Annotated in this window: 17 protein-coding genes; 10 read left to right on the top strand and 7 right to left on the bottom strand. The window is 66.9% G+C overall.

Going from position 1 to position 22,900, the window contains the following annotated elements:
- Both shc (E4O92_RS13230) and E4O92_RS13235 read left to right on the top strand, forming a co-directional pair.
- Window positions 1-1,980, top strand: a complete 1,980-nt coding sequence (shc, locus tag E4O92_RS13230; protein ID WP_135190244.1) for a squalene--hopene cyclase — start codon at window positions 1-3, stop codon at window positions 1,978-1,980.
- Window positions 1,980-2,666 (top strand): phosphorylase, encoded by a 687-nt coding sequence (locus E4O92_RS13235; protein WP_135190245.1) that lies wholly within the window; start codon window positions 1,980-1,982, stop codon window positions 2,664-2,666. Before shc (E4O92_RS13230) ends, E4O92_RS13235 begins: the two co-directional genes overlap by 1 nt.
- A gap of 96 nt (window positions 2,667-2,762) precedes the next feature.
- On the opposite strand, the gene E4O92_RS13240 is transcribed toward E4O92_RS13235, so the two are convergent.
- The 5 genes from E4O92_RS13240 to rpoD form a co-directional block, all read right to left on the bottom strand.
- Window positions 2,763-3,449, bottom strand: a complete 687-nt coding sequence (locus E4O92_RS13240) for a phosphorylase (protein WP_135190245.1) — start codon at window positions 3,447-3,449, stop codon at window positions 2,763-2,765.
- Window positions 3,449-5,428 carry a squalene--hopene cyclase gene (gene shc / locus E4O92_RS13245; RefSeq protein ID WP_135190244.1) on the bottom strand — a complete coding sequence of 660 codons (1,980 nt, stop codon included), beginning with the start codon at window positions 5,426-5,428 and terminating at the stop codon, window positions 3,449-3,451. Before shc (E4O92_RS13245) ends, E4O92_RS13240 begins: the two co-directional genes overlap by 1 nt.
- Window positions 5,429-5,458: 30 nt before the next feature.
- A complete protein-coding gene (gene hpnD, locus E4O92_RS13250) occupies window positions 5,459-6,310 on the bottom strand; it encodes a presqualene diphosphate synthase HpnD (protein ID WP_135190243.1) in 852 nt (283 codons plus the stop codon).
- 37 nt (window positions 6,311-6,347) lie between these two features.
- Window positions 6,348-8,216: a 1-deoxy-D-xylulose-5-phosphate synthase gene (dxs, locus tag E4O92_RS13255; protein WP_135190242.1), complete on the bottom strand. Its 1,869-nt coding sequence runs from the start codon at window positions 8,214-8,216 to the stop codon at window positions 6,348-6,350.
- Between the two features lie 521 nt (window positions 8,217-8,737).
- Window positions 8,738-11,383 (bottom strand): RNA polymerase sigma factor RpoD, encoded by a 2,646-nt coding sequence (gene rpoD, locus E4O92_RS13260; protein ID WP_135190241.1) that lies wholly within the window; start codon window positions 11,381-11,383, stop codon window positions 8,738-8,740.
- 584 nt (window positions 11,384-11,967) lie between these two features.
- Here rpoD and E4O92_RS13265 point away from each other — a divergent pair.
- The 5 genes from E4O92_RS13265 to E4O92_RS13285 all read left to right on the top strand — a co-directional run bounded on the left by E4O92_RS13265 (window position 11,968) and on the right by E4O92_RS13285 (window position 15,570).
- Window positions 11,968-12,489 (top strand): ProQ/FINO family protein, encoded by a 522-nt coding sequence (locus E4O92_RS13265; protein ID WP_370660008.1) that lies wholly within the window; start codon window positions 11,968-11,970, stop codon window positions 12,487-12,489.
- Between the two features lie 5 nt (window positions 12,490-12,494).
- Entirely contained in the window at window positions 12,495-13,100 is a 606-nt protein-coding gene (locus tag E4O92_RS13270; protein ID WP_135190239.1) for a 3'-5' exonuclease, read from the top strand.
- A gap of 180 nt (window positions 13,101-13,280) precedes the next feature.
- Complete coding sequence (locus E4O92_RS13275; protein WP_229483337.1) at window positions 13,281-14,006, top strand: c-type cytochrome; 726 nt, start codon at window positions 13,281-13,283, stop codon at window positions 14,004-14,006.
- Window positions 14,003-15,277 (top strand): c-type cytochrome, encoded by a 1,275-nt coding sequence (locus tag E4O92_RS13280; protein WP_135190238.1) that lies wholly within the window; start codon window positions 14,003-14,005, stop codon window positions 15,275-15,277. The genes E4O92_RS13275 and E4O92_RS13280 overlap by 4 nt, the downstream gene beginning before the upstream one ends.
- A 92-nt stretch (window positions 15,278-15,369) precedes the next feature.
- Entirely contained in the window at window positions 15,370-15,570 is a 201-nt protein-coding gene (locus E4O92_RS13285; RefSeq protein ID WP_135190237.1) for a hypothetical protein, read from the top strand.
- A gap of 176 nt (window positions 15,571-15,746) precedes the next feature.
- On the opposite strand, the gene E4O92_RS13290 is transcribed toward E4O92_RS13285, so the two are convergent.
- Window positions 15,747-16,868, bottom strand: a complete 1,122-nt coding sequence (locus E4O92_RS13290) for a type IV pilus twitching motility protein PilT (RefSeq protein WP_135190236.1) — start codon at window positions 16,866-16,868, stop codon at window positions 15,747-15,749.
- A gap of 226 nt (window positions 16,869-17,094) precedes the next feature.
- Here E4O92_RS13290 and E4O92_RS13295 point away from each other — a divergent pair, with 226 nt between their 5' ends.
- The gene (locus E4O92_RS13295) at window positions 17,095-20,268 is read left to right on the top strand and encodes an efflux RND transporter permease subunit (RefSeq protein ID WP_135190235.1); all 3,174 of its coding nucleotides are present in this window, start codon (window positions 17,095-17,097) and stop codon (window positions 20,266-20,268) included.
- The gene (locus tag E4O92_RS13300; protein ID WP_206076865.1) at window positions 20,261-21,430 is read left to right on the top strand and encodes an efflux RND transporter periplasmic adaptor subunit; all 1,170 of its coding nucleotides are present in this window, start codon (window positions 20,261-20,263) and stop codon (window positions 21,428-21,430) included. Before E4O92_RS13295 ends, E4O92_RS13300 begins: the two co-directional genes overlap by 8 nt.
- On the opposite strand, the gene E4O92_RS13305 is transcribed toward E4O92_RS13300, so the two are convergent.
- Window positions 21,408-21,881: a DMT family transporter gene (locus E4O92_RS13305; protein ID WP_135190234.1), complete on the bottom strand. Its 474-nt coding sequence runs from the start codon at window positions 21,879-21,881 to the stop codon at window positions 21,408-21,410. The two genes, E4O92_RS13300 and E4O92_RS13305, sit on opposite strands and share 23 nt — an antisense overlap.
- Before the next feature lie 243 nt (window positions 21,882-22,124).
- On the opposite strand from E4O92_RS13305, the gene E4O92_RS13310 reads away from it, so the two are divergent.
- Complete coding sequence (locus tag E4O92_RS13310; RefSeq protein WP_135190233.1) at window positions 22,125-22,895, top strand: head GIN domain-containing protein; 771 nt, start codon at window positions 22,125-22,127, stop codon at window positions 22,893-22,895.
- Window positions 22,896-22,900 lie beyond the last annotated feature (5 nt).

The raw sequence follows: 22,900 nt of genomic DNA on the forward strand, positions 1-22,900 counted from the left end.
ATGGGACATTCCAACTTCTCATGCCTGCCAAACGCACCGGCTGACCTGCCGCCGTCGCTGGTGGAAGAGGCCATCGGCCGCGCGATGGACGCGGTGCTGGCCGAACAGCGGCCGGACGGGCACTGGGTGTACGAGCTGGAGGCCGACGCCACCATCCCCGCCGAATACGTGCTGATGGTGCACTACCTGGGCGAGCCGGCCGACCTGCTGCTTGAAGCCGGAATCGGGCGCTACCTGCGCCGCATCCAGGGCCAGGACGGAGGCTGGCCGCTGTTCCATGGCGGCGCGCTTGATGTCAGCGCCAGCGTGAAGGCCTATTTTGCGCTGAAGATGATCGGCGATGCGCCCCACGCGCCGCACATGGCCCGGGCGCGCGCGGCGATCCTGGCGCACGGCGGGGCCGAGTGCAGCAACGTGTTCACGCGCCTGCTGCTGGCGCTGTTCGGCCAGGTGCCTTGGTGCGCGGTCCCGCACATGCCGGCGGAGATCGCACTGCTGCCGTACTGGTCGCCGTTCCACCTGTCGAAGGTCTCATATTGGACCCGCACGGTGGTGATGCCGCTGCTGGTGCTGACCACGCTCAAGCCGCGCGCCAAAAATCCGCGCGGGGTACGGATCGACGAGCTGTTCATCGAGGCGCCCGGCCGGCTTGGCATGGCGACCAAGGCGCCGCACCAGAGCGCCGCCTGGTTCGCGCTGTTTCGCTCGCTCGACGCCCACCTGCGCACATTCGATAAGCGCACTCCCAGGTCGCTGCGCCGGCGCGCGATCGAGCGCGCGGCAAGCTTCGTGCGCGAACGGCTCAACGGCGAGGACGGGCTGGGCGCGATCTTTCCCGCCATGGTCAACGCGGTGCAGATGCTCGATGCGCTCGGTGTGCCGCGCGACAGCCAGGAAGCCATGACCGCGCGGCGCGCGATCGACAAGCTGCTCGTGCGCAGGCTTGATGAGTGCTACTGCCAGCCCTGCCTGTCGCCCGTATGGGATACCGCGCTGATGTGCCACGCGCTGCTCGAGTGCGGCCAGCCGGCGGCACTGGAGGCGACGTGCCGCGCGCTGAACTGGCTCAAGCCGCTGCAGGTCCTCGATATCCGCGGCGACTGGTGCGTGCGGCGGCCGACGCTGCGCCCCGGCGGCTGGGCCTTCCAGTACGCTAATCCGCACTATCCGGACGTGGACGACACGGCGGTCGTGGCCATGGCCATGCATCGCGCCGGCATGCTGGCGCCAATGCTCGATTTCGGCGACGCGCTGGCACGCGCGACCGAATGGGTGGTCGGGATGCAGGGCCGCGGCGGCGGGTGGGGCGCGTTCGAACCCGAGAACACCCACCTATACCTGAACAATATCCCGTTCTCCGACCATGGCGCGCTGCTCGACCCGCCGACCGCCGACGTGTCCGCGCGCTGCCTGTCGATGCTGGCCCAGTTGCAGGGAAAGCCCGGCAAGCATTCCCCGGCGGCGCGCGCGCTGGGCTACCTGCTGCGCGAGCAGGAGAAGGACGGCAGCTGGTACGGCCGCTGGGGCATGAACTACATCTACGGCACCTGGAGCGCGCTGTGCGCCCTGAACGCTGCCGGCGTGGCCCACGATGCCGCGCCGGTCAGCCGCGCTTGCGCATGGCTGGCCGGGGTCCAGAACCTGGACGGCGGCTGGGGCGAGGACGGCACCAGCTACCGGCTCGGGTATGACGGTTACGAACCGGCGGCCAGCACGCCGTCGCAAACGGCCTGGGCGCTGCTGGGACTGATGGCGGCGGGCGCGACCGGGCATCCGGCGGTGGCGCGAGGAATACGGTGGCTGGTCGAGCGGCAGCGGCCGGACGGGCTGTGGGATGAAGCGCATTACACCGCCACCGGCTTTCCGCGCGTGTTCTACCTGCGCTACCACGGCTACGCGCGCTACTTCCCGCTGTGGGCGCTGGCGCGTTACCGCAACCTCCGGGGCCAGGGCAGCCGCAGGGTGGCCTTTGGGATGTGATGGATCACCGGCCGCTGATCGCGGTGTGCGGCCTGCCGTTCGAGGCGGCGATCGCGCACGGGCCGGGCGTGGTGACGGTGTGCGCGACCGGCGGGGCAGTGGCTGCGAGGCTCGCGGCGCTGCTCGATGATGCGCCGGGTTGTTGCGGCATCATCAGCTTCGGCTGCGCGGGCGGGCTCGACCCGGCGTTGCGGCCGGGTGACTGCGTGTTGGCGGAAGCGGTGGTGACGGAGACCGGGAGCATGCACGCACATCGCGGCTGGGTGGACGCGCTGCAGGCCCGCCTGCCACGCGCACGGCGCGGCGTGCTCGCTGGCGCGACCGCGCCGGTGGCCGACGCGGCGGCAAAGGCCCGGCTGTGGCGGGACGATGGCATGTGCGCGGTGGACATGGAGTCGCACCATGCGGCGCTGGCGGCGCAAGCGCATGGGGTGCCGTTTGCGGCGTGCCGGGTGGTGCTCGATCCCGCGCATCGTGCGCTGCCTTGCTGCGCCACGGCGGGGCTGCGCGAGGATGGGACGACGGCGCTGCTGCCGCTGCTGCGGGCACTGGCGTCGTTACCTGGCGAGGTGCCTGCGCTGGCCATGCTGGCGGCCGACCTATGGTCAGCCCGGCGCGCGTTACGCGGCGTGCGTGATGACGCCGGACCGCTGTTCGGTGTTCAGGACATTAGCGGAGGATCGTAGGGTGCGCACCTGTGCGCACGCGGTCATCACATGCTGACTTGCGGCTACTGCTTCGCTACGCGACGTTCGCGAACCGCGTGCGCACAGGTGCGCACCCTACGATCCTCCGCTAATGTCCTGAACACCGAACAGCGGTCCGGCGTCATCACGCACGCCGCGTAACGCGCGCCGGGCTGACCATAGGTCGGCCGCCAGCATGGCCAGCGCAGGCACCTCGCCAGGTAACGACGCCAGTGCCCGCAGCAGCGGCAGCAGCGCCGTCGTCCCATCCTCGCGCAGCCCCGCCGTGGCGCAGCAAGGCAGCGCACGATGCGCGGGATCGAGCACCACCCGGCACGCCGCAAACGGCACCCCATGCGCTTGCGCCGCCAGCGCCGCATGGTGCGACTCCATGTCCACCGCGCACATGCCATCGTCCCGCCACAGCCGGGCCTTTGCCGCCGCGTCGGCCACCGGCGCGGTCGCGCCAGCGAGCACGCCGCGCCGTGCGCGTGGCAGGCGGGCCTGCAGCGCGTCCACCCAGCCGCGATGTGCGTGCATGCTCCCGGTCTCCGTCACCACCGCTTCCGCCAACACGCAGTCACCCGGCCGCAACGCCGGGTCGAGCCCGCCCGCGCAGCCGAAGCTGATGATGCCGCAACAACCCGGCGCATCATCGAGCAGCGCCGCGAGCCTCGCAGCCACTGCCCCGCCGGTCGCGCACACCGTCACCACGCCCGGCCCGTGCGCGATCGCCGCCTCGAACGGCAGGCCGCACACCGCGATCAGCGGCCGGTGATCCATCACATCCCAAAGGCCACCCTGCGGCTGCCCTGGCCCCGGAGGTTGCGGTAACGCGCCAGCGCCCACAGCGGGAAGTAGCGCGCGTAGCCGTGGTAGCGCAGGTAGAACACGCGCGGAAAGCCGGTGGCGGTGTAATGCGCTTCATCCCACAGCCCGTCCGGCCGCTGCCGCTCGACCAGCCACCGTATTCCTCGCGCCACCGCCGGATGCCCGGTCGCGCCCGCCGCCATCAGTCCCAGCAGCGCCCAGGCCGTTTGCGACGGCGTGCTGGCCGCCGGTTCGTAACCGTCATACCCGAGCCGGTAGCTGGTGCCGTCCTCGCCCCAGCCGCCGTCCAGGTTCTGGACCCCGGCCAGCCATGCGCAAGCGCGGCTGACCGGCGCGGCATCGTGGGCCACGCCGGCAGCGTTCAGGGCGCACAGCGCGCTCCAGGTGCCGTAGATGTAGTTCATGCCCCAGCGGCCGTACCAGCTGCCGTCCTTCTCCTGCTCGCGCAGCAGGTAGCCCAGCGCGCGCGCCGCCGGGGAATGCTTGCCGGGCTTTCCCTGCAACTGGGCCAGCATCGACAGGCAGCGCGCGGACACGTCGGCGGTCGGCGGGTCGAGCAGCGCGCCATGGTCGGAGAACGGGATATTGTTCAGGTATAGGTGGGTGTTCTCGGGTTCGAACGCGCCCCACCCGCCGCCGCGGCCCTGCATCCCGACCACCCATTCGGTCGCGCGTGCCAGCGCGTCGCCGAAATCGAGCATTGGCGCCAGCATGCCGGCGCGATGCATGGCCATGGCCACGACCGCCGTGTCGTCCACGTCCGGATAGTGCGGATTAGCGTACTGGAAGGCCCAGCCGCCGGGGCGCAGCGTCGGCCGCCGCACGCACCAGTCGCCGCGGATATCGAGGACCTGCAGCGGCTTGAGCCAGTTCAGCGCGCGGCACGTCGCCTCCAGTGCCGCCGGCTGGCCGCACTCGAGCAGCGCGTGGCACATCAGCGCGGTATCCCATACGGGCGACAGGCAGGGCTGGCAGTAGCACTCATCAAGCCTGCGCACGAGCAGCTTGTCGATCGCGCGCCGCGCGGTCATGGCTTCCTGGCTGTCGCGCGGCACACCGAGCGCATCGAGCATCTGCACCGCGTTGACCATGGCGGGAAAGATCGCGCCCAGCCCGTCCTCGCCGTTGAGCCGTTCGCGCACGAAGCTTGCCGCGCGCTCGATCGCGCGCCGGCGCAGCGACCTGGGAGTGCGCTTATCGAATGTGCGCAGGTGGGCGTCGAGCGAGCGAAACAGCGCGAACCAGGCGGCGCTCTGGTGCGGCGCCTTGGTCGCCATGCCAAGCCGGCCGGGCGCCTCGATGAACAGCTCGTCGATCCGTACCCCGCGCGGATTTTTGGCGCGCGGCTTGAGCGTGGTCAGCACCAGCAGCGGCATCACCACCGTGCGGGTCCAATATGAGACCTTCGACAGGTGGAACGGCGACCAGTACGGCAGCAGTGCGATCTCCGCCGGCATGTGCGGGACCGCGCACCAAGGCACCTGGCCGAACAGCGCCAGCAGCAGGCGCGTGAACACGTTGCTGCACTCGGCCCCGCCGTGCGCCAGGATCGCCGCGCGCGCCCGGGCCATGTGCGGCGCGTGGGGCGCATCGCCGATCATCTTCAGCGCAAAATAGGCCTTCACGCTGGCGCTGACATCAAGCGCGCCGCCATGGAACAGCGGCCAGCCTCCGTCCTGGCCCTGGATGCGGCGCAGGTAGCGCCCGATTCCGGCTTCAAGCAGCAGGTCGGCCGGCTCGCCCAGGTAGTGCACCATCAGCACGTATTCGGCGGGGATGGTGGCGTCGGCCTCCAGCTCGTACACCCAGTGCCCGTCCGGCCGCTGTTCGGCCAGCACCGCGTCCATCGCGCGGCCGATGGCCTCTTCCACCAGCGACGGCGGCAGGTCAGCCGGTGCGTTTGGCAGGCATGAGAAGTTGGAATGTCCCATGATCGTTCAGGCGCGGCAGGCGCCGGCTAGTCAGAGGAAGGCGTGGCGCAGCAGGATTGCGGCACGCTGCAGCGTGGGTACCGTTACCGGCTGGCGCGGATAATTCCAGCCGCGTGCTGCCAGCCGCGCGAGCAGCGCCTGGTACGCCGCACTCATGATGCGCGGCGCGCGCACCGCCCGCGCCCGGCTGCGGCGGGCGATGGCCTCGGCCTGGTCAAAATGCGCGTGCGCTTGCGCAGCGACGCCGTCACAGGCGCGCGGCAATGCTGGATGGGCCGCGATTGAAGCAGTACTGCCAAGTTCAACTCCGGCATCCTGCAACGCCTCGCGCGGCAGGTACATGCGGCCATTCTCCGCATCGTCATCGATGTCGCGCAGGATGTTCGTCAGCTGCAGCGCGCGGCCCAGGTGATGCGCAAGCGCGAGGCCATCGTCGCGCTCCATGCCGAACACGCGCACCGACAGCCGCCCCACGCTGCTTGCCACCCGGTCGCAATACAGGTCGAGGGTGGCGGCATCCGGCGCGCACAGGGCGCTGGTTCCCGCGTCCATCATCATGCCGTCGATGACCGAATGGAAGTCGGCGCGCGCCAGGCCAAACGCCTCGATATGCCGCCGCAGGTCCGGGAGCCTGGCCAGGTCTTGCCCGTCGTAGCAGGCGTCGACGGCGCGCCGCCACCTTTCGAGGCCGGCGCGCCGTTCGCGCGCTGGCGCGTCGCTGTCGGCGATGTCGTCGACTGCGCGGCAAAACGCGTAAATGCCGAACATCGCCGCGCGCTGCGCCGCGGGCAGCACGCGCATCGCCACGTAGAACGAGCTGCGGGACGCCGGATGCGCGGCAGCGGGAACGGTGTCAGGCGAGATAAGGGTGTCGGAACACATCGCAACCACCTTGCTGTTTGTGGTGAGCGGTTTCAATCTAGCTGTTGTTGACGACCAGGCGCGGCTCGGCGGCGCCGAAGCAGCGGCGGATCGAGGCCGCAATGCCCTTGGCGTCCAGGCCCACGGAAGACAGCAGCAGGGCCGGGTCGCCATGCTGGATGAACACGTCGGGCAGGCCGAGCATCAGCAGCGGCTTGACGATCCCGGCCGCGGCCAGCGCTTCGGCCACGGCCGCCCCGGCACCGCCCATCACGCTGCCCTCTTCCACTGTAACCAGCTGGTCGTGCTCGCGTGCGAGCTGCGTCACCAGCTCGACGTCGAGCGGCTTGATAAAGCGCATGTTCGCCACGGTCGCCCCCAGTTCGGCCCCCGCCGCCACGCTGGGCGCAACCATCGGGCCGAACGCCAGGATCGCCAGACCCTTGCCCTGGCGCCTGATCTCGCCCTTGCCGAACGGAACCGTGGAAAGGGCCGGCTCGATCGCCACGCCGGGACCCGCGCCACGCGGATAGCGCACCGCCGCCGGCCCCGGATAGCGGTAGGCGGTGGTGAGCATGCGGCGGCATTCGTTTTCGTCCGAGGCCGCCATCAGCACCATGTTCGGAATGCAGCGCACGAACGCGATGTCGTAATTGCCCGCGTGGGTCGCGCCATCCGCGCCCACCAGCCCGGCACGGTCGAGCGCAAACGTCACGTCCAGGTTCTGCAGCGCCACGTCGTGGATCAACTGGTCGTAGGCGCGCTGCAAAAAGGTGGAATAGATCGCCACCACCGGCTTCATCCCCTCGGTGGCGAGCCCGGCCCCGAAGGTCACCGCATGCTGCTCGGCGATGCCGACGTCGAAATAGCGCTCCGGGAACATCTGCTCGAAGCGCACCAGGCCCGAGCCTTCGCGCATCGCTGGCGTAATACCGACCAGGCGCTCGTCGATCGCCGCCATGTCGCACAGCCAGTTGCCGAATACCTCGGTGTAAGTGGTCTTGGCCACGGCCGGCAGGATGCCTTCGGCCGGATCGAACTTGCCGGTGCCGTGGTACAGGATGGGATCGGCCTCGGCCAGCTTGTAGCCCTGGCCCTTCCTGGTCACCACATGCAGGAACTGCGGGCCCTTGAGCTCGCGCAGGTTCTCCAGCGTCGGGATCAGCGAGTCGAGATCGTGGCCGTCGATCGGGCCGACGTAGTTAAATCCAAACTCCTCGAACATGGTCGCCGGCGGCACCACGAAGCCCTTGGCGTGCTCGGTCAGGCGCCGCGCCAGCGCGCGCACAGGGCCGGGCAGCATCGAATTGCCGACGTCCTTGGCGGCGGCATAAAAGCGCCCGGACATCAAGCGCGCCAGGTAGCGGTTGAGCGCGCCGACCGGCGGCGAGATCGACATGTCGTTGTCGTTCAGGATCACCAGCAGGTTGACGTCCTGCTGCACTCCCGCATTGTTCAACGCTTCGAACGCCATGCCGGCGCTCATCGCGCCGTCGCCGATCACCGCGATCGTGCGCCAGTTTTCGCCCTTGAGCCTGGCCGCCCGGGCCATGCCCAGCGCCGCCGAAATCGAGGTCGACGAGTGCGCCGTGCCGAACGTGTCGTACGGGCTTTCCGAGCGTCGCGGAAAGCCCGAGATGCCCTGCCACTGGCGCAGCGTGTGCATGCGCTCGCGCCGCCCGGTCAGCACCTTGTGGCCGTAGGTCTGGTGTCCCACATCCCAGACCAGCCGGTCGCGCGGCGTATCGAACACGTAATGCAGCGCGATCGTCAGTTCCACCGTGCCCAGGTTCGACGACAAGTGCCCGCCACTGCGCGAGACCGACTCGAGCAGGAACTGGCGCAACTCCTCTGCCAGCAAATTCAACTGCTCCGGCTTGAGCCGGCGAAGTTCGGCCGGATCATTGATTGCCTGTAGTAGTGTCATGTGCGCCCACCTCCGCGCGGATTCGTCCGCGAGTGCGCATCAGCGCCAGCGACTGTTGTATCCGGGCCTTATTTGCAGGCACCTTGATTCGCAACGGATGGCTGACTGCCTCAATTTACAGCATTCTAGAACGATCAAGCCAAGATGGAGAACATGACCCGTCCAAGCGTGCGCGCACCAAGTCCGGCCGGCATGACATCATGCAAACGCCTCGCCGGCACAGGCGATGCGCGAAAAAACCGTCGTTCCCGCGCAGGCGGGAACGACGAAGAACGGTGACAGCGCATAAAAAAAGCTATGTCCCCATTAAGTGTGGAACCGTGCTTAGCTAAGGCGTAGGGTGCGCACCAGTGCGCACGCGGTACAGTTGCACGCCGTTGGCTCCGGTACACACACGTACCGCGTGCGCACAGGTGCGCACCCTACGGCGCGCGTGAGCCCATACTTACCGGTGACATAGCCTAAAAAAAACTCCCCGGCCGTTTCCGGTCCGGGGAGTTTTTTTGTCGGGGTCGCGCGCCTTACTGGTTCTGCAGGAAGGTCTTGAGCTTGTCCGAACGCGAAGGCTGGCGCAGTTTGCTCATGGCCTTGGCTTCGATCTGGCGGATGCGCTCGCGCGTCACGTCGAACTGCTTGCCCACTTCTTCCAGCGTGTGGTCGTTCGACATCTCGACGCCGTAACGCATGCGCAACACCTTCGCTTCGCGCGGGGTCAGCGAGTCCAGCACTTCCTTGATCACGTTGCGCATCGACGCGTGCAGCGCGGCATCCAGCGGCGCCAGCGTCGTGTTGTCCTCGATGAAGTCGCCCAGCTGCGAATCGCCGTCCTCGCCCATCGGCGTTTCCATCGAGATCGGCTCTTTCGCGATCTTCATGATCTCGCGCACCTTCGATTCCGGCATGTCCATCTTCGCTGCCAGCGTCGCCATGTCCGGCTCGCTGCCGGTTTCCTGCATGATCTGGCGCGAGATGCGGTTCATCTTGTTGATCGTCTCGATCATGTGCACCGGCACGCGGATAGTGCGCGCCATGTCCGCGATCGAGCGCGTGATCGCCTGGCGGATCCACCACGTTGCATAGGTCGAGAACTTGTAGCCGCGACGGTATTCGAACTTGTCCACCGCCTTCAGCAGGCCGATGTTGCCCTCCTGGATCAGGTCGAGGAACTGCAGGCCGCGGTTGATGTACTTCTTCGCGATCGAGATCACCAGGCGCAGGTTGGCCACCGTCATTTCGCGCTTGGCGTGGCGGGCGCGCTTTTCGCCGGCCGACATCTGGCGGTTGATCTTGCGCAGGTCGGCCAGCGGCAGCGCCACGCGTGCCTGCAGGTCGATCATGCGCTGCTGCAGCTCCTTGATCGCCGGCAGGTTACGGCTCAGCACTGCGCTGTACGGATACGCGCAGTCCACTTCGCGGTCGCCCCATTCCAGGTCGGTCTCGTTGCCAGGGAAGACCTTGATGAAGTGCGCGCGCGGCATGCCGCAGCGGTTCACGCAGATGTCCAGCACCGCGCGCTCGATCGAGCGCACTTCGTCCATCTGGCCGCGCAGCGTGTCGCACAGCTTCTCGACCACCTTGGCGGTGAAGCGGATGCCCAGCAGTTCGTTCGAGATGATTTCCTGCGCCTTCTCGTAGGCCGGCGAACCGTAGCCGTCGGTCTTGAACGCGTGGCCCATCAGGTCGAACTGCTTTTCGATCACGCCGAACTTGTCGAGCGAACCTTTCTTGAGCTGCGCCAGCTGCTCGGCCGAGTAGCCGGCCGCGCCGCCGCCGGCGTCGCCTTCTTCCCCTTCCTCGACGTCCTCGATGTCATCAATCTCGTCCTCGTCAGCCGCCGCTGCCGGGCTGGCCGGCGCCGCCGAAGCTTCGTCCGGATCGATCAGGCCGTCCACCACGTCGTCGATCTTCATCTCGTCGTTCGCGATCTTGTGCGACAGCGCGATAATCTCGGAGATCGTGGTCGGGCAGGCCGAGATCGCCTGCACCATGTCTTTCAGGCCTTCCTCGATGCGCTTGGCAATCTCGATCTCGCCTTCGCGGGTGAGCAGCGATACCGCGCCCATCTCGCGCATGTACATACGCACCGGGTCGGTGGTGCGGCCGAAGTCGGAATCGACGGTCGAGAGCGCGGTTGCGGCGGCGGCCTCGACCTCGTCCTCGCTGGTCGCCGTGACCACGTTGTCCGACAGCAGCATCATTTCCTCGGCCGGGGCGCGCTCGTAGACCGCGATGCCCATGTCGTTGAAGGTCTGGATGATGCCCTCGATCGCTTCCGGATCGATGATGTTTTCCGGCAGGTGGTCATTGATCTCGGCATGGGTCAGGTAGCCGCGCTCCTTGCCCATGTTGATCAGGCTCTTGAGCTGCTGGCGGCGCTTTTCCAGCTCCGCTTCCGAAAAGCCGGTCTCGCTGCCCAGCACGCCCGGCAGGCCCTTGGCCTTGCGCTCGCGCGCCTTCGACACCGCCTTCAGTTCGGCGCGCTCGACCGCGTTCAGCGCCGCGATCTCATCATTCTCGGGCACGAACTCGCTCGGCTTGCGGCCGCGGCGGCCCGGCACTTTCACGCCCGGCAGCTGGTAGCCCGAGGTATCGATCGAAGCGAGCACGGCGGCATCGGTGGTCTTGCTGACGGCGCCGGCCGCGGTCGCCGCGACAGGCACTTGCGGCTCGATGCGGCGCGCCGCGGTGCGGGTGCGCACCACGCGCGCGACCGGCGCTGCCGCTTCTGCCTGTGCGACCGGTTCCGGCGCCGCCGGCGCCTGCTGCTCTTGCTCTGCTTTCAACGCCGCCAGTTTCGACACACGCTTGCGCACGATTACCGGAGCGGGCGCCACGCTTGTCGGGTTTGCAGCTACAATTTCCTCCGCCGGCGACTCAGCCTGGGGCGCCTGGGCCTCGGTATGAGCCTCACCCGGCGCGGCCTGCTGTACCGGCGCTGCCGGTTCGGCGGCCGTTTCCACCGTCGCCTGCCCAGCCGGTTCGGACTGCTGTTCCGCCTGCGCCTTCAAGGCCGCCAGGCGCGAACCCCTCTTGACCACCGTCACCTTTGCCGCAGCTTCCGTCTCGAGATAGTAGGCGGTCGCAGTTTTCGGCACCGTCAGCGCGGCGGCGCTTTTTGCCGGCGCCTTCTTCGCTGTCAGTGTCAATGTCTTGGCGGTGTTTTTCATAAATAACTCTCCAATCGAGGCGAGTTGCGCGCCTGCGAAGTCAAAAATCCACCTGAGCCGGCGAGTCGGGCTCCGTGGGTTTGGGGGATGACAAGTGGCCCTAGCTAGGGGCAGACTGGCCGGAAATCAAGCGCCGGGGCTCCTGGTCTGGCTCGGCCGCGCATCGAGGCGCAGGCGGCTGGCAGAAATGGGACGGTCTGGCATTGAAATCGCGGTGTGCATGTCGGAACGAAAAAAAGCCCGTCGGATGAAAACGGGCTTGAATCTATTTTTCAAAGGAAGAATAGAGGAGACAGGCCGGATAATACCCCAAAGCAAGTGTTGGCGATAATTCAAATATCCAATACTGGATATAAGCATCGCGCATAGTAGGGGTAATCTCCTGGCTTTCCACCCTTCCGCCCATCTGCGCAGGCGCAAGCCGTACGCAAGGCAAGGGGCGGATCATACACGATTTCTCGGCGCCGCGCCTGCCGTGCCTGCTGGCGAGTTTCGGTCACAACCATGGCAAAACAACATGTCAAGCCTTTACACGCACACGTTGAGCGGGCCGCCATGCTATCCTTCGGGTTCCTGTTCTTACTATGAAGTCAATGAATACCACCAGTTCTGTCGTTGAGTCCGCCGACATTCCCGTCGCCAATCCCGACCAGGCCCCTGCCGAGGCCGCAAACGCTGCGCAAACGCCGGCGCCTGCGGGCACCGTCCAGCCGCTGTCGGCACGCGCGCTGCTCAAGCAATTGCAGCAACAGTATCCGGCCTTCGGCAACTGCCTGCCGCTGGCGATCGGCATCGACAAGCAACTGCTCGCGCGCATGCCGGGCCTGGACCGCAAGACCATGCGCGCCGCCCTGGGCATCCACACCGGCTCGCTGCGCTACCTGCGCGCGATGGAAAAAGCGACCGTGCGCTACGACCTGGACGGCAACCCCGGCGCCGAGGTGACCGACACCCACCGCAAGCACGCCAAGGAAATGCTGCAGCAGCGTTTCAAGAAGGAAGCCGAACGCAAGAAGGCCGAGCGCGAGGCCGCCGCCGCCGAGGAAGCCGCACGCGTGCGCCAGCAAAAGCTGCAGCAGCTGGCATCCAAGTTCTCGCGCAACTGAGCCCGATGCCATCGGCGCCGGCACCGGAGCTGCCGCCCTACGACGGCATCCTGCTGGCCGACGTACGCATCGTCACCACCGAAATCGAGGCGGCCAGCGCGCTGGCCGCCCTTTCCGCGGCCGACGTGCTGGGCTTCGACACCGAATCGAAGCCGACCTTTGCCAAAGGTGAGGTGTCGACCGGGCCGCACCTGGTGCAGCTCGCGACCGACGAACTGGCCTACCTGTTCCAGATCGGCGCCATGCGGCAGGCCGTGCCCGGGCTGGAGGTGCTCAGGACCGTGCTCGAATCGCAGCAGATCTTGAAGGTCGGGTTCGGGCTGTCCGACGACCTCAAGCGGATTCGCGCCAAGCTCGGCATCGAACCGCAAAACGTGCTTGACCTGTCGCGCGCGCTGCGCCGAGGCGAGCGCAACACCGTGGGCGCGAAAGCCGCGGTGGCGCGCTTTTTTGGCCGGCACCTGCAAAAATCCAAACGCATCACCACCACCAACTGGTCGCTGCCAAAGCTGACCGAAAAGCAGATCCTGTACGCGGCTGACGATGCGCATGTGGCGCTGCGCATCTATCGCCATTGGCTCGAGTCACACGGCGTATCGGAGGCGTCGTAGGGTGCGCACCCCGTGCGCACGCGGTACGTGCGTGTGCAGGAGCCAACGGCATTCGAACGTACCGCGTGCGCACAGGTGCGCACCCTACAAAGCTGGTCCTCGGCGCCCCTGAGCACCCTACGAACAATTTCCAACAGAACAAGTTATGATTTCGAGTTGAACTTACTTTCGAAATCATCCATGCCGCTTTTCGTAAAGTTCCACCGTATCGCGTTGTTCGCACTCAGCTGCGCCGCCACCCTGTCCGCCAGCGCCGGCCCACAAGCTGTACCCGATACCCTCGCCCAACGCCTGGTCGCCTGCACCGCGTGCCACGCACGTAAGGATGCGCAGGGCGTCGCCATCAACGACCAGTACTTCCCGCGCATCTCCGGCAAGCCGGCCGGCTACCTGTACAACCAGCTCGTCAATTTCCGCGACGGGAGGCGCCAGTACCCGATGATGAACTACATGGTCAGCCACCTGCCGGATGCCTACCTGCACGAGATCGCGGGTTACTTTGCTGCCGAGCATTTGCCCGCGCCGGCCCCGGCGCCAGCCAGCGTGCCGCAAGCCGTGCTCGATCGCGGCCGCCAGTTGGTCACGCGCGGCGATCCGAGCCTCAAGGTGCCAGCCTGCATTGCCTGCCATGGCGAGAAGCTGACCGGCGTCCTGCCGACGATTCCGGGCCTGGCCGGCCTGCCGCGCGACTACATCAACGCCCAGTTCGGCGCCTGGCGCAATCAGCAGCGCCGCGCCCACGCTCCCGACTGCATGGCGGCAATCTCCGCGCGCCTGAGCCTGGCCGACGTGTCGGCAATCTCGAACTGGATCGCATCCCAGCCGATGCCGGCCGACCCGCGCCCCCTTGACACCATTGCCCGCCCGCTCCCCCTGTCCTGCGGCAGCTTCCCGGACCAGCCATGAAAAAAGCGCTCCTGTACCCGCTCGCGGCCGCTGCCGCCCTCCTGCTCGCCCTGCTGCTGGTTGCCTGGCCACGCGAACAGTTTGTGGCTGCAACCTCGCCGCAGGCATTCGCCATCACGCCCGATAACATCGCGCGCGGCGCCTACCTGGCCCGCGCCGGCGACTGCATGGCCTGCCACACCGAACGCGGCGGCGTCGCCTACGCCGGCGGACGGGCGCTCGACACGCCCTTTGGCCGGGTGTACGCACCGAACATCACGCCGGATCCGGACACCGGCATCGGCCAATGGAATGCGGACGATTTCTGGCGCGCGCTGCACAACGGCAAGTCGCGCGACGGCCGCCTGCTCTACCCTGCCTTCCCCTACCCCAACTACACCCGGGTCACGCGCGAGGACGCCGACGCCCTGTTCGCCTACCTGCGCAGCCTGCCCGCGCACCGGCAGCAAAACCGGCCGCACGCGCTGCGCTTTCCGTACAACCAGCAGGTGATGCTGGCCGGCTGGCGGCTGCTGTACTTCAAGCCGGGCGTGCATGCGCCCGACACGCGGCGCGATGCGGCGTGGAACCGTGGCGCCTACCTGGTCGAGGGGCTCGGCCACTGCAGCGCCTGCCACAGCAGCCGCAACGGGCTGGGCGCGACCGAAGGGCAACTGGCGGGCGGCACGATACCGATGCTCGGCTGGTACGCGCCGCCGCTCACGTCCGGCGCGCCAGCGGGCCTGGACGATTGGGAAAAGGCGCATTTGGTCCAGTTGCTCAAGACCGGTGTGTCGCCGCGCGCGGCCGTGTTCGGGCCGATGGCCGAGGTGGTGTCGCGCAGCCTGCAGCACCTGTCGGACGACGACGTGGCGGCGATGGCGGACTACCTGAAATCATTGCCCGCCGCGCCGGCCGCCCGGCGCCCGGCGCCGCTTGACGACAACACGAAACAGGTCGCCGAGCGCGGACACAAGCTGTACCGCCAGCACTGCGCCGATTGCCACGGTGACGATGGCAAGGGCGCGGCGCCAAGCTACCCGCCGCTGGCCGGCAACCGCGCGCTGGCGATGGACTCGCCGGTGAACGCGATCCGCATGGTGCTCAACGGCGGTTTTCCGCCCGGCACGCAAGGCAATCCGCGGCCGTATGGCATGCCGCCGTATCGGCATCTGATGAATGACGACGAAGTGGCGGCGGTGGTCACCTATCTGCGCACCAGTTGGGGCCACCAGGCCGGCGCTGTGTCGGCGACGCAGGTCAACCGTTACCGGGACGTGCCGGAAGGCTGAGCAGATGATTGCGGACCGTGCGTTGTTTAACGGAATCCGCGCGGTGCGAAGGACTAAGCTTGGCTTTTCTCAGTTGGAACAAGGAGACTGCCATGCCAACAGGAGCCAGCCCCAAACGTGAACGCGAGTACAAGGAACTGGAAAACAAGTTCGAGAAGGAACATCGCTACCCCGGCCGCGAGAAAGAAGTCGCGGCGCGGATCGTGAACAAGCAGCGCGCGCAGCATGGGGAGACCAAGCAGTCCGCGCATCACGGCGCAAGCAAGCAGTCCTCAAAGAAAGGCAACCGATAACGGAGCCGGTCCGATTTGCGGCGGCGCCGCCACAGATCAAAGTTCCGCGTGCGCACAGGTGCGCACCCTACAATGGCTTCGGCAGGTGCCGTAGGGTGCGCACCCGTGCGCACGCGGACATTCGCGCAGTGTTGGCGTTGACTTTTACCGTCCCGCTTGCAGCGAACGCAACCGCTTCACACCATCTCCGCAAACCCGACCCGGTCGGTCGACGCATTGCGCGCATCGTCCACGCTGACCTTGTGCGCCGCCAGCAACGATTCGAGCATCTGATTCATGGTATGGCAACCCGCATCGCGCCCGCTATTCATGTGCGCGCGGATCGCCCCGATATCGCCCGCCTCGAGCATACGCATCACCGCCGGGCTCGGCGTCAGGCACTCGGTGGCCAGGTGGTAGCGGTTACCTTCCAGCGATGGGAGCAGCGCCTGGCACAGCACCCCGCGCAGCGCGTGCGCCAGGGCTTGCGCCTGCGCCTCCGAATTACCAAGCAGGCGCAGCATCTTCTGCAAGCCAAGCTCGGTCGAGCGCGCGTGCAGCGAGGCCAGCACCAGCGGCCCCGACTCGGCCAGCGCCAGCGCCTCCTGCGCGGTCTGGGCGTCGCGGATTTCGCCGATCACGATCACGTCCGGCCGCTCGCGCAGCGCGTCCAGCGCGCCGCGGTAGTAGCTTTCAACGTCGCCGTCCTCGCCCACCTCGCGCTGGGTGATGATCGACATGCGCTGCGGGATCAGGGTCTCGACCGGGTCTTCGATCGTGATGATGTGGCCCGAGCGGTGTTTGTTGATCTCATCGATCATCGACGCGATCGTGGTCGACTTGCCGTGGCAGGTGTCGCCGAGGATCAGCACCAGCCCGCTGGTCAGGCGCGCGAAGTCTTGCTCGTCCGGGTGCAGCCCCAGGTCGGCCAGCGGCAGCGGCTCCTTGGGAAAGCGCCGGATCACGCAACCGAGCCGCTTCTTGCCCTGGAAGCTGAAGCAGTTGGCGCGGATGCGCGCGGTGTGCAGGTCGATCGAACGGTCGAACGCGCGCAGGGCGATGCGCTCGGCCCAGTTCGGCTCGATGACGTCGAAGAATTCTTCCAGTTCTTCCTTGGTGATCGGCGAATCGGTCACCGCCACCAGCCCCTTCGGCTGGCGCAGCATGAGCGGACTGTTCTGGTGGATGATGATGTCCGAGAACACCAGCCGCGAATTGAGCAGGTGCAGGATCTGCTCGACCAGGGTGCCAAACACCGGGTGGTCTTCATTTTCGATGTACGACAGGGTACGGATCTGCGAGGACTGGTGATATTCCATCTGTTCTCTGGCGATGAGCGATTGATGTCAGCATTATAAGACCTGCATCGCCTAAAATTGCATATCCGCAAGATAATTTTTGCTCTGCATCGGCCAGCAGTCCCGGCCCACCGCGCGTGAAGCACGCGTCGAACTCGCGCAAAAAACTACAATACCCTGACGGATGGCGCGAGGGCCAGCCTGAGTGATGCCGGTTCGGCCCGCCAGCCGGGCCAGGAGAAAGGCCATGTGGATTGTTCGGGTTGCGCTGCGCCGGCCGTACACGTTCATCGTGCTTGCGCTGCTGATCGTGTTGGCTGGCACCTTCGCCATCCTGCGCACCGCGACCGATATCTTTCCCGAGATCCGGATCCCGATCGTCAACGTGATCTGGACCTACACCGGCCTGCCGCCGGAAGACATGGCCAACCGCATCGTCTCGTTCTCGGAGCGCGGCGCGCAAACGGTGGTCAATGACGTCGAGCGCACGGAGTCGCAAAACCTGTCCGGCACGGCGCTGGTGAAGTACTACTTCCGGCCCAACGTCAACCTCGACCTCGCCCTGTCGCAGATCACCGGAATCTCGCAGACCCAGCTGCGCTTTACGCCTCCCGGCACCAACCCGCCGATCATCATCACGTATAACGCGTCGAGCGTACCCATCCTCCAGCTCGCGCTGACCAGCGGCGAGCTGTCCGAGGCGCAGATGTTCGACCTTGGGAACACCTTCATCCGCACGGCCCTCTCGACCGTGCAGGGCGCCTCGCTGCCGTTTCCGTACGGCGGCCGCCAGCGCCAGGTCCAGGTCGACCTGGATCCGCCAGCCCTGCGCGCCAGGAACCTGTCGGCGCAGGACGTGGTGGCCGCGATCAATGCGCAGAACCTGATCGTGCCGGCCGGGACCCAGAAAATTGGCGACTTCGAATACAACATCAAGCTCAATTCGAGCCCGCTCCAGATCGAGGAACTGAACAATCTGCCGGTGCGCTCCAGCGGCAACGCCATCACTTTTGTGCGCGACGTGGCGCATGTGCACGACGGATCGGCGCCCCAGACCAACATGGTGCGCGTGAACGGCCAGCGCGCGGTGCTGATGAGCGTGGTCAAGACCGGCACCGCGTCCACCCTCGACGTGGTCGACAGCATCCATCGGCTGCTGCCAGGCATCCGGGCCAGCATGCCGCCGGCGCTGAACATCACCACCACCGGCGACCAGTCGCTGTTCGTGCGCGCCGCGGTGAGCAGCCTGGTGCGCGAGGCGACTATCGCCGCCGCCCTCACCGGGCTCATGATCCTGCTGCTCCTGGCGTCCTGGCGCAGCGCCCTGATCATCACGATCTCGATTCCGCTGTCGGTGCTGGTCTCGCTCATCTGCCTGTCGGCGCTGGGCGAGACCATCAACCTGATGACGCTGGGCGGCCTGGCGCTGGCGGTCGGGGTGCTGGTCGACGACGCGACGGTCGCGATTGAGAACATCAACTGGAACCTGGAACAGGGCAAGGAGGTCGAGCAGGCGATCCTGGACGGCGCGCAGCAGATCGCTGTGCCGGCGCTGGTGGCGACGCTGGCGATCTGCATCGTGTTCGTGCCGATGTTCTTCCTGAAGGGCGTGCCGCGCTTTTTGTTCGTGCCGATGGCCGAAGCCGTGATCTTCGCCATGCTCGCGTCGTACGGGCTGTCGCGCACGCTGGTGCCAACGCTCGCCAAATACTGGCTGCGCGCGCACAAGCCGCAGGAGCAGGCTGCGCCGCGCGGGAACGTGTTCGCGCGGGCTCAAGAGCGCATCGGACACGGCTTCGAATCGCTGCGCGATCGCTATCAGAACACGCTGGGACTGGTGCTGGCGTGGCGCCGGGGCTTCGTGCTTGCCTTTCTCGGCTTTGTGGCGCTCTCGTTCCTGCTGCTGCCCTGGCTCGGGCGCGACTTTTTCCCGTCGGTGGACGCCGGCCAGATCAAGCTGCACCTGCGCGCGCCCACCGGCACCCGGATCGAAGAAACCGCCGCGCTGTGCGACCGGGTCGAGCGAGTGATCCGCCAGGTCATTCCCGCCAACGAACTGGCCAACATGGTCGACAACATCGGCCTGCCGAACAGTGCGATCAACCTCGCCTCCAGTAATTCAGCGCCGGTCGGGCCGGGCGACGCGGACGTCCTGATCTCGCTGAGCGCTGACCACCACAGCACGCACGACTACGAACGCCTGCTGCGCCGCAAACTGAACGAGTCCTTTCCCTCGGTGACCTTCGCCTTCCTGCCGGCCGACATCGTGACCCAGATCCTGAACTTCGGCCTGCCCTCCCCGATCGACGTGCAGGTGGTCGGCTTCGACCAAGAGGCGAACCGCGCGTTCGCGAACCGGCTGTACCAGCAGCTGCGCAAGATACCGGGACTGGCCGACCTGCGCATCCAGCAGGCGCTCGACTACCCCGAGCTGGACGTCGAGGTCAACCGCAGCAAGGCGGCCGAAGTGGGGCTGACCCAGCGCGACGTGGCGACCGACTTGCTGGTCTCGCTGTCCGGCAGCTTCCAGACTTCGCCCAGCTTCTGGGCCGATCCCAAGACCGGCGTGCAGTACAACGTCGCGGTCCAGGCCCCGCAGTATCGGCTGACCACGCTGCAGGACCTGCGCTCGACGCCGATCACCTCCCTTGATCCCGGCTCGGGCACCTCGCAACTGCTGGCCAACCTGTCCACCGTGTCGCGCGGCGTCGGGCCGGCGGTGATCAGCCACTACAACGTCAAGCCGACCATCGACCTCTTCGCCCGGGTCGAGGACAGCGACCTGGGTTCGGTGGCAAACGCGGTGCAGCAGGTGGTCGACCAGTCGCGCAAGGGCCTGCCGCGCGGCAGCGAGCTGGTGGTGCGTGGCCAGGTCGAGACGATGAACGCCTCGTTCACCGGCCTGCAGCTGGGGCTCGCGGCCGCGGTGGTGCTGATCTACCTGCTGATCGTGGTGAACTTCCAGTCCTGGCTCGATCCCTTGATTATCATTACCGTGCTGCCGGCGGCGCTGGCCGGCATCGTCTGGATGCTGTTCGCAACCGGCACGCCGATCAGCGTGCCGGCGCTGACCGGCGCCATCATGTGCATGGGTGTGGCCACCGCCAACAGCATCCTGCTGGTGAGCTTTGCGCGCGAGCGCATGGAGCACGGCATTGACCCCGTCACTGCCGCCCACAGCGCCGGCTACACGCGCTTTCGGCCCGTGCTGATGACGGCGCTGGCGATGATCATCGGGATGTTCCCGCTCGCGCTGGGCCTGGGCGAAGGCGGCGAACAAAACGCGCCGCTCGGCCGCGCCGTCATCGGCGGGCTGCTGTTCGCCACCGTGTCCACGCTGCTGTTCGTCCCCGCCGTGTTCGCCATCATCCACGGCTGGCGCGCCAAGCGCCGCGGCGGCGCGGGAGACGCCCGTGGATAACCCGGCGCAGACGAGTGCAAAGCATGTGCCGAAGGGACTCAAGCGGCTCCTCGCCGCATTGGTGCTGCTGTTTGCCGTGATTGCCGCATGGGGCATCGCGGTCCGGCTGCACGCGCGCGCCGCATTGGAAAAGCGGGCGCAAGAGACCGGCGTGACGCTGGTCGCCGTGACCCGGGTGCGTGCCGGCACCGGCGGCGATAACCTGGTGCTGCCGGGGACCGTGCAGGCGTATGCCGACGCGCCGGTCTATGCGCGCACCACTGGTTATCTCAAACGCTGGTACGTCGACATCGGCGCCAGGGTAAGGGAAGGACAGCTGCTGGCCGAGATCGACACGCCGGAAGTGGACCAGGAGCTGAGGCAGGCGCAGGCAGACCTGGCCACCGCCGAGGCCAACGAGCGCCTGGCCCACACCACCAACGAGCGCTGGCGCAGCCTGCTGGCGACCCAGGCCGTCTCGCGCCAGGACGCCGACGAAAAGGCGGGCGACTTCGCGGCTAAGCACGCGCTCACCGCGTCGGCCAGGGCCAACCTGCTGCGGCTGCGCGACCTGCGCGACTTCCAGCGCGTGGTGGCGCCGTTCGACGGCACGATCACGGCGCGCAGCACCGATATCGGCCACCTCATCACCAGTAATGCGCCGCTGTTCAGCATCGCCGATGCGCGCCGGCTGCGCATCTATGTGCAGGTGCCGCAGCCGTTCGCCCGCAGCATGCAGCCGGGCCTGATGGGCGAAATGCAGTTTGCCGACAAGCCTGGCCGCTGGCCCGCCACCGTGGTGCGCACGGCCGACGCGCTCGACCCGGCCACGCGCACCCTGCAAACCGAGCTACAGGTCGACAATGCGCAGGGTGAACTGCTGCCTGGTTCCTATGCAGATGTCCACTTCAGCCTGCCGGGCGTATCGGGAACACCGCGGATTCCGTCCAGTGCGTTCATTTTTCGCGGGAGCGGACTGTTCGTCGCCACCGTCGGCGCGGACAACCGCGCCAGGCTGCGCCCGATCCAGCCGGGACGCGACTTCGGGACCGAGATCGAGGTAGTAAGCGGGGTCAGTCCGGGCGACGAGATCATCGTCAATCCGCCTGACTCGCTGGTCGACAACCAGCCGGTGCGCATCGCCGGCGGGCAAACGCCGGTCAGCGCGACAGCGCGGCGCTGATCCGGTCGCCGAACAGGGTCAGCGCGACGCCGCCCACCATCACCAGCGCCCCCAGCATGCGCAAGCCCGACACCTTGCGCACGGCCATGCTGACCAGGCCGAAGTTATCGATGGCCATCGACATGAGGAGCTGGCCGGCGATCACCAGCACCACCAAATTGAGCATGCCGATGCGTGGGGCCAGGAAAACCGTACCAAACACGAACGACGCGCCGAGAAAACCACCGCACAGCTTCCAGAACGGCTGGCTGAACGCTGCCGAGACGGCCTCGCCCACACCGCCGCGCGCGGTCGCCACCGCCGCCAGCACCACCGTCCCACACAAAAACGACACCAGCGCCGCACCTACCGAGTTGGCGCCGATCGCCATGGCCAGCTGGCTGTTCACCGCTGCCTGCACCGAAAACGCGACACCCACACAAAACGCCATCAACAACAAAACCAGATTCATTGCACTTTCTTGGCTCGGCAGAACCGAGCTTTCACCCAAAAAAAGTGGAGGATTGTAGTACAAGCAGCACAATGATGCAGGAAGGCAAATGAAACAGGCAGCACCAAACAACCCCGCCAATGCGCATCCTGGCGCGCCATTGCTGCAATTTGTCGCAATTTGGCGGCACTGCCGGGATCGCTTTGGCTAAGATGTTGCTACCAGCACTTGCTGATCCATTCATTTCGTACAGGGGAGAACAACATGAACAATACTTTCACCCAACGACGCCGCAGCCTGCTGCTGGCCGCCTGCGCCGTCGCCCTCGCCGCGCCGGTGCCGCAAGCGCTGGCGTTCTCGTTTTGGGGCGAAAAAGTCCAGGGCAGCGGCCGCGTGATCACGCAAGCGCGCGAGGTCGGCCACTTCCAGGGCCTGTCGCTGGACGTGCCGGGCAATGTCGAGCTGCGCATCGGGAATTCGGAAAGCGTGACCGTCGAGACCGACGACAACCTGCAGCCGCTGGTGGAAACGGTGGTCGAGGACGGCATGCTGAAGATCCGCCCGTCGCGGCGCAACCTGAACCTGAACACGCGCACGCTCAGGATCGTGGTGCAGGCGCGCACGATCGACCGTCTCAACGTGGCCGGTTCGGGCTCGGTCAGTGCGGACGCGCTGCGCGCGCCCAAGTTGGACCTTCACATCGGCGGCTCGGGCAACATCAGTGTCAAGGGCGTGGACACTGACGCGCTGGTGATCAACCTGGGTGGCAGCGGCGCGCTAGTGACCGGCAGCGGCAACGCACGGCAAGTGTCGGTGAAGATTGCCGGATCGGGCAATGTGGACGTGGGCCGGGTGAAGGCGGAAGACGTCAGCGTCAAGGTAGCCGGTTCGGGCGACACCACGGCGTGGGCGACCAAGACGCTGGCGGTGAAAATCGCCGGATCGGGCGACATCAAGTACTACGGCGATCCGGCGCTGAGCAGGTCGGTGGCGGGGTCGGGGGATGTGAAGCGGCTCGGCGACGCGCCGCGGTAAAAGGA

Origin of the sequence: Massilia horti, from assembly GCF_004614195.1 — a bacterium.
Taxonomy (GTDB): domain Bacteria; phylum Pseudomonadota; class Gammaproteobacteria; order Burkholderiales; family Burkholderiaceae_D; genus Telluria; species Telluria horti.

Bases quoted from the DNA above. Each gene is read 5' to 3' on its own strand.
- dxs (WP_135190242.1), bottom strand. From the start codon at position 8,216: ATGACACTACTACAGGCAATCAATGATCCGGCCGAACTTCGCCGGCTC.
- shc (WP_135190244.1), bottom strand. From the start codon at position 5,428: ATGGGACATTCCAACTTCTCATGCCTGCCAAACGCACCGGCTGACCTG.
- E4O92_RS13310 (WP_135190233.1), top strand. From the start codon at position 22,125: ATGAACAATACTTTCACCCAACGACGCCGCAGCCTGCTGCTGGCCGCC.
- E4O92_RS13240 (WP_135190245.1), bottom strand. From the start codon at position 3,449: ATGGATCACCGGCCGCTGATCGCGGTGTGCGGCCTGCCGTTCGAGGCG.
- hpnD (WP_135190243.1), bottom strand. From the start codon at position 6,310: ATGTGTTCCGACACCCTTATCTCGCCTGACACCGTTCCCGCTGCCGCG.
- E4O92_RS13265 (WP_370660008.1), top strand. From the start codon at position 11,968: ATGAAGTCAATGAATACCACCAGTTCTGTCGTTGAGTCCGCCGACATT.
- E4O92_RS13280 (WP_135190238.1), top strand. From the start codon at position 14,003: ATGAAAAAAGCGCTCCTGTACCCGCTCGCGGCCGCTGCCGCCCTCCTG.
- rpoD (WP_135190241.1), bottom strand. From the start codon at position 11,383: ATGAAAAACACCGCCAAGACATTGACACTGACAGCGAAGAAGGCGCCG.
- shc (WP_135190244.1), top strand. From the start codon at position 1: ATGGGACATTCCAACTTCTCATGCCTGCCAAACGCACCGGCTGACCTG.
- E4O92_RS13235 (WP_135190245.1), top strand. From the start codon at position 1,980: ATGGATCACCGGCCGCTGATCGCGGTGTGCGGCCTGCCGTTCGAGGCG.
- E4O92_RS13290 (WP_135190236.1), bottom strand. From the start codon at position 16,868: ATGGAATATCACCAGTCCTCGCAGATCCGTACCCTGTCGTACATCGAA.
- E4O92_RS13275 (WP_229483337.1), top strand. From the start codon at position 13,281: ATGCCGCTTTTCGTAAAGTTCCACCGTATCGCGTTGTTCGCACTCAGC.
- E4O92_RS13295 (WP_135190235.1), top strand. From the start codon at position 17,095: ATGTGGATTGTTCGGGTTGCGCTGCGCCGGCCGTACACGTTCATCGTG.
- E4O92_RS13305 (WP_135190234.1), bottom strand. From the start codon at position 21,881: ATGAATCTGGTTTTGTTGTTGATGGCGTTTTGTGTGGGTGTCGCGTTT.
- E4O92_RS13285 (WP_135190237.1), top strand. From the start codon at position 15,370: ATGCCAACAGGAGCCAGCCCCAAACGTGAACGCGAGTACAAGGAACTG.
- E4O92_RS13270 (WP_135190239.1), top strand. From the start codon at position 12,495: ATGCCATCGGCGCCGGCACCGGAGCTGCCGCCCTACGACGGCATCCTG.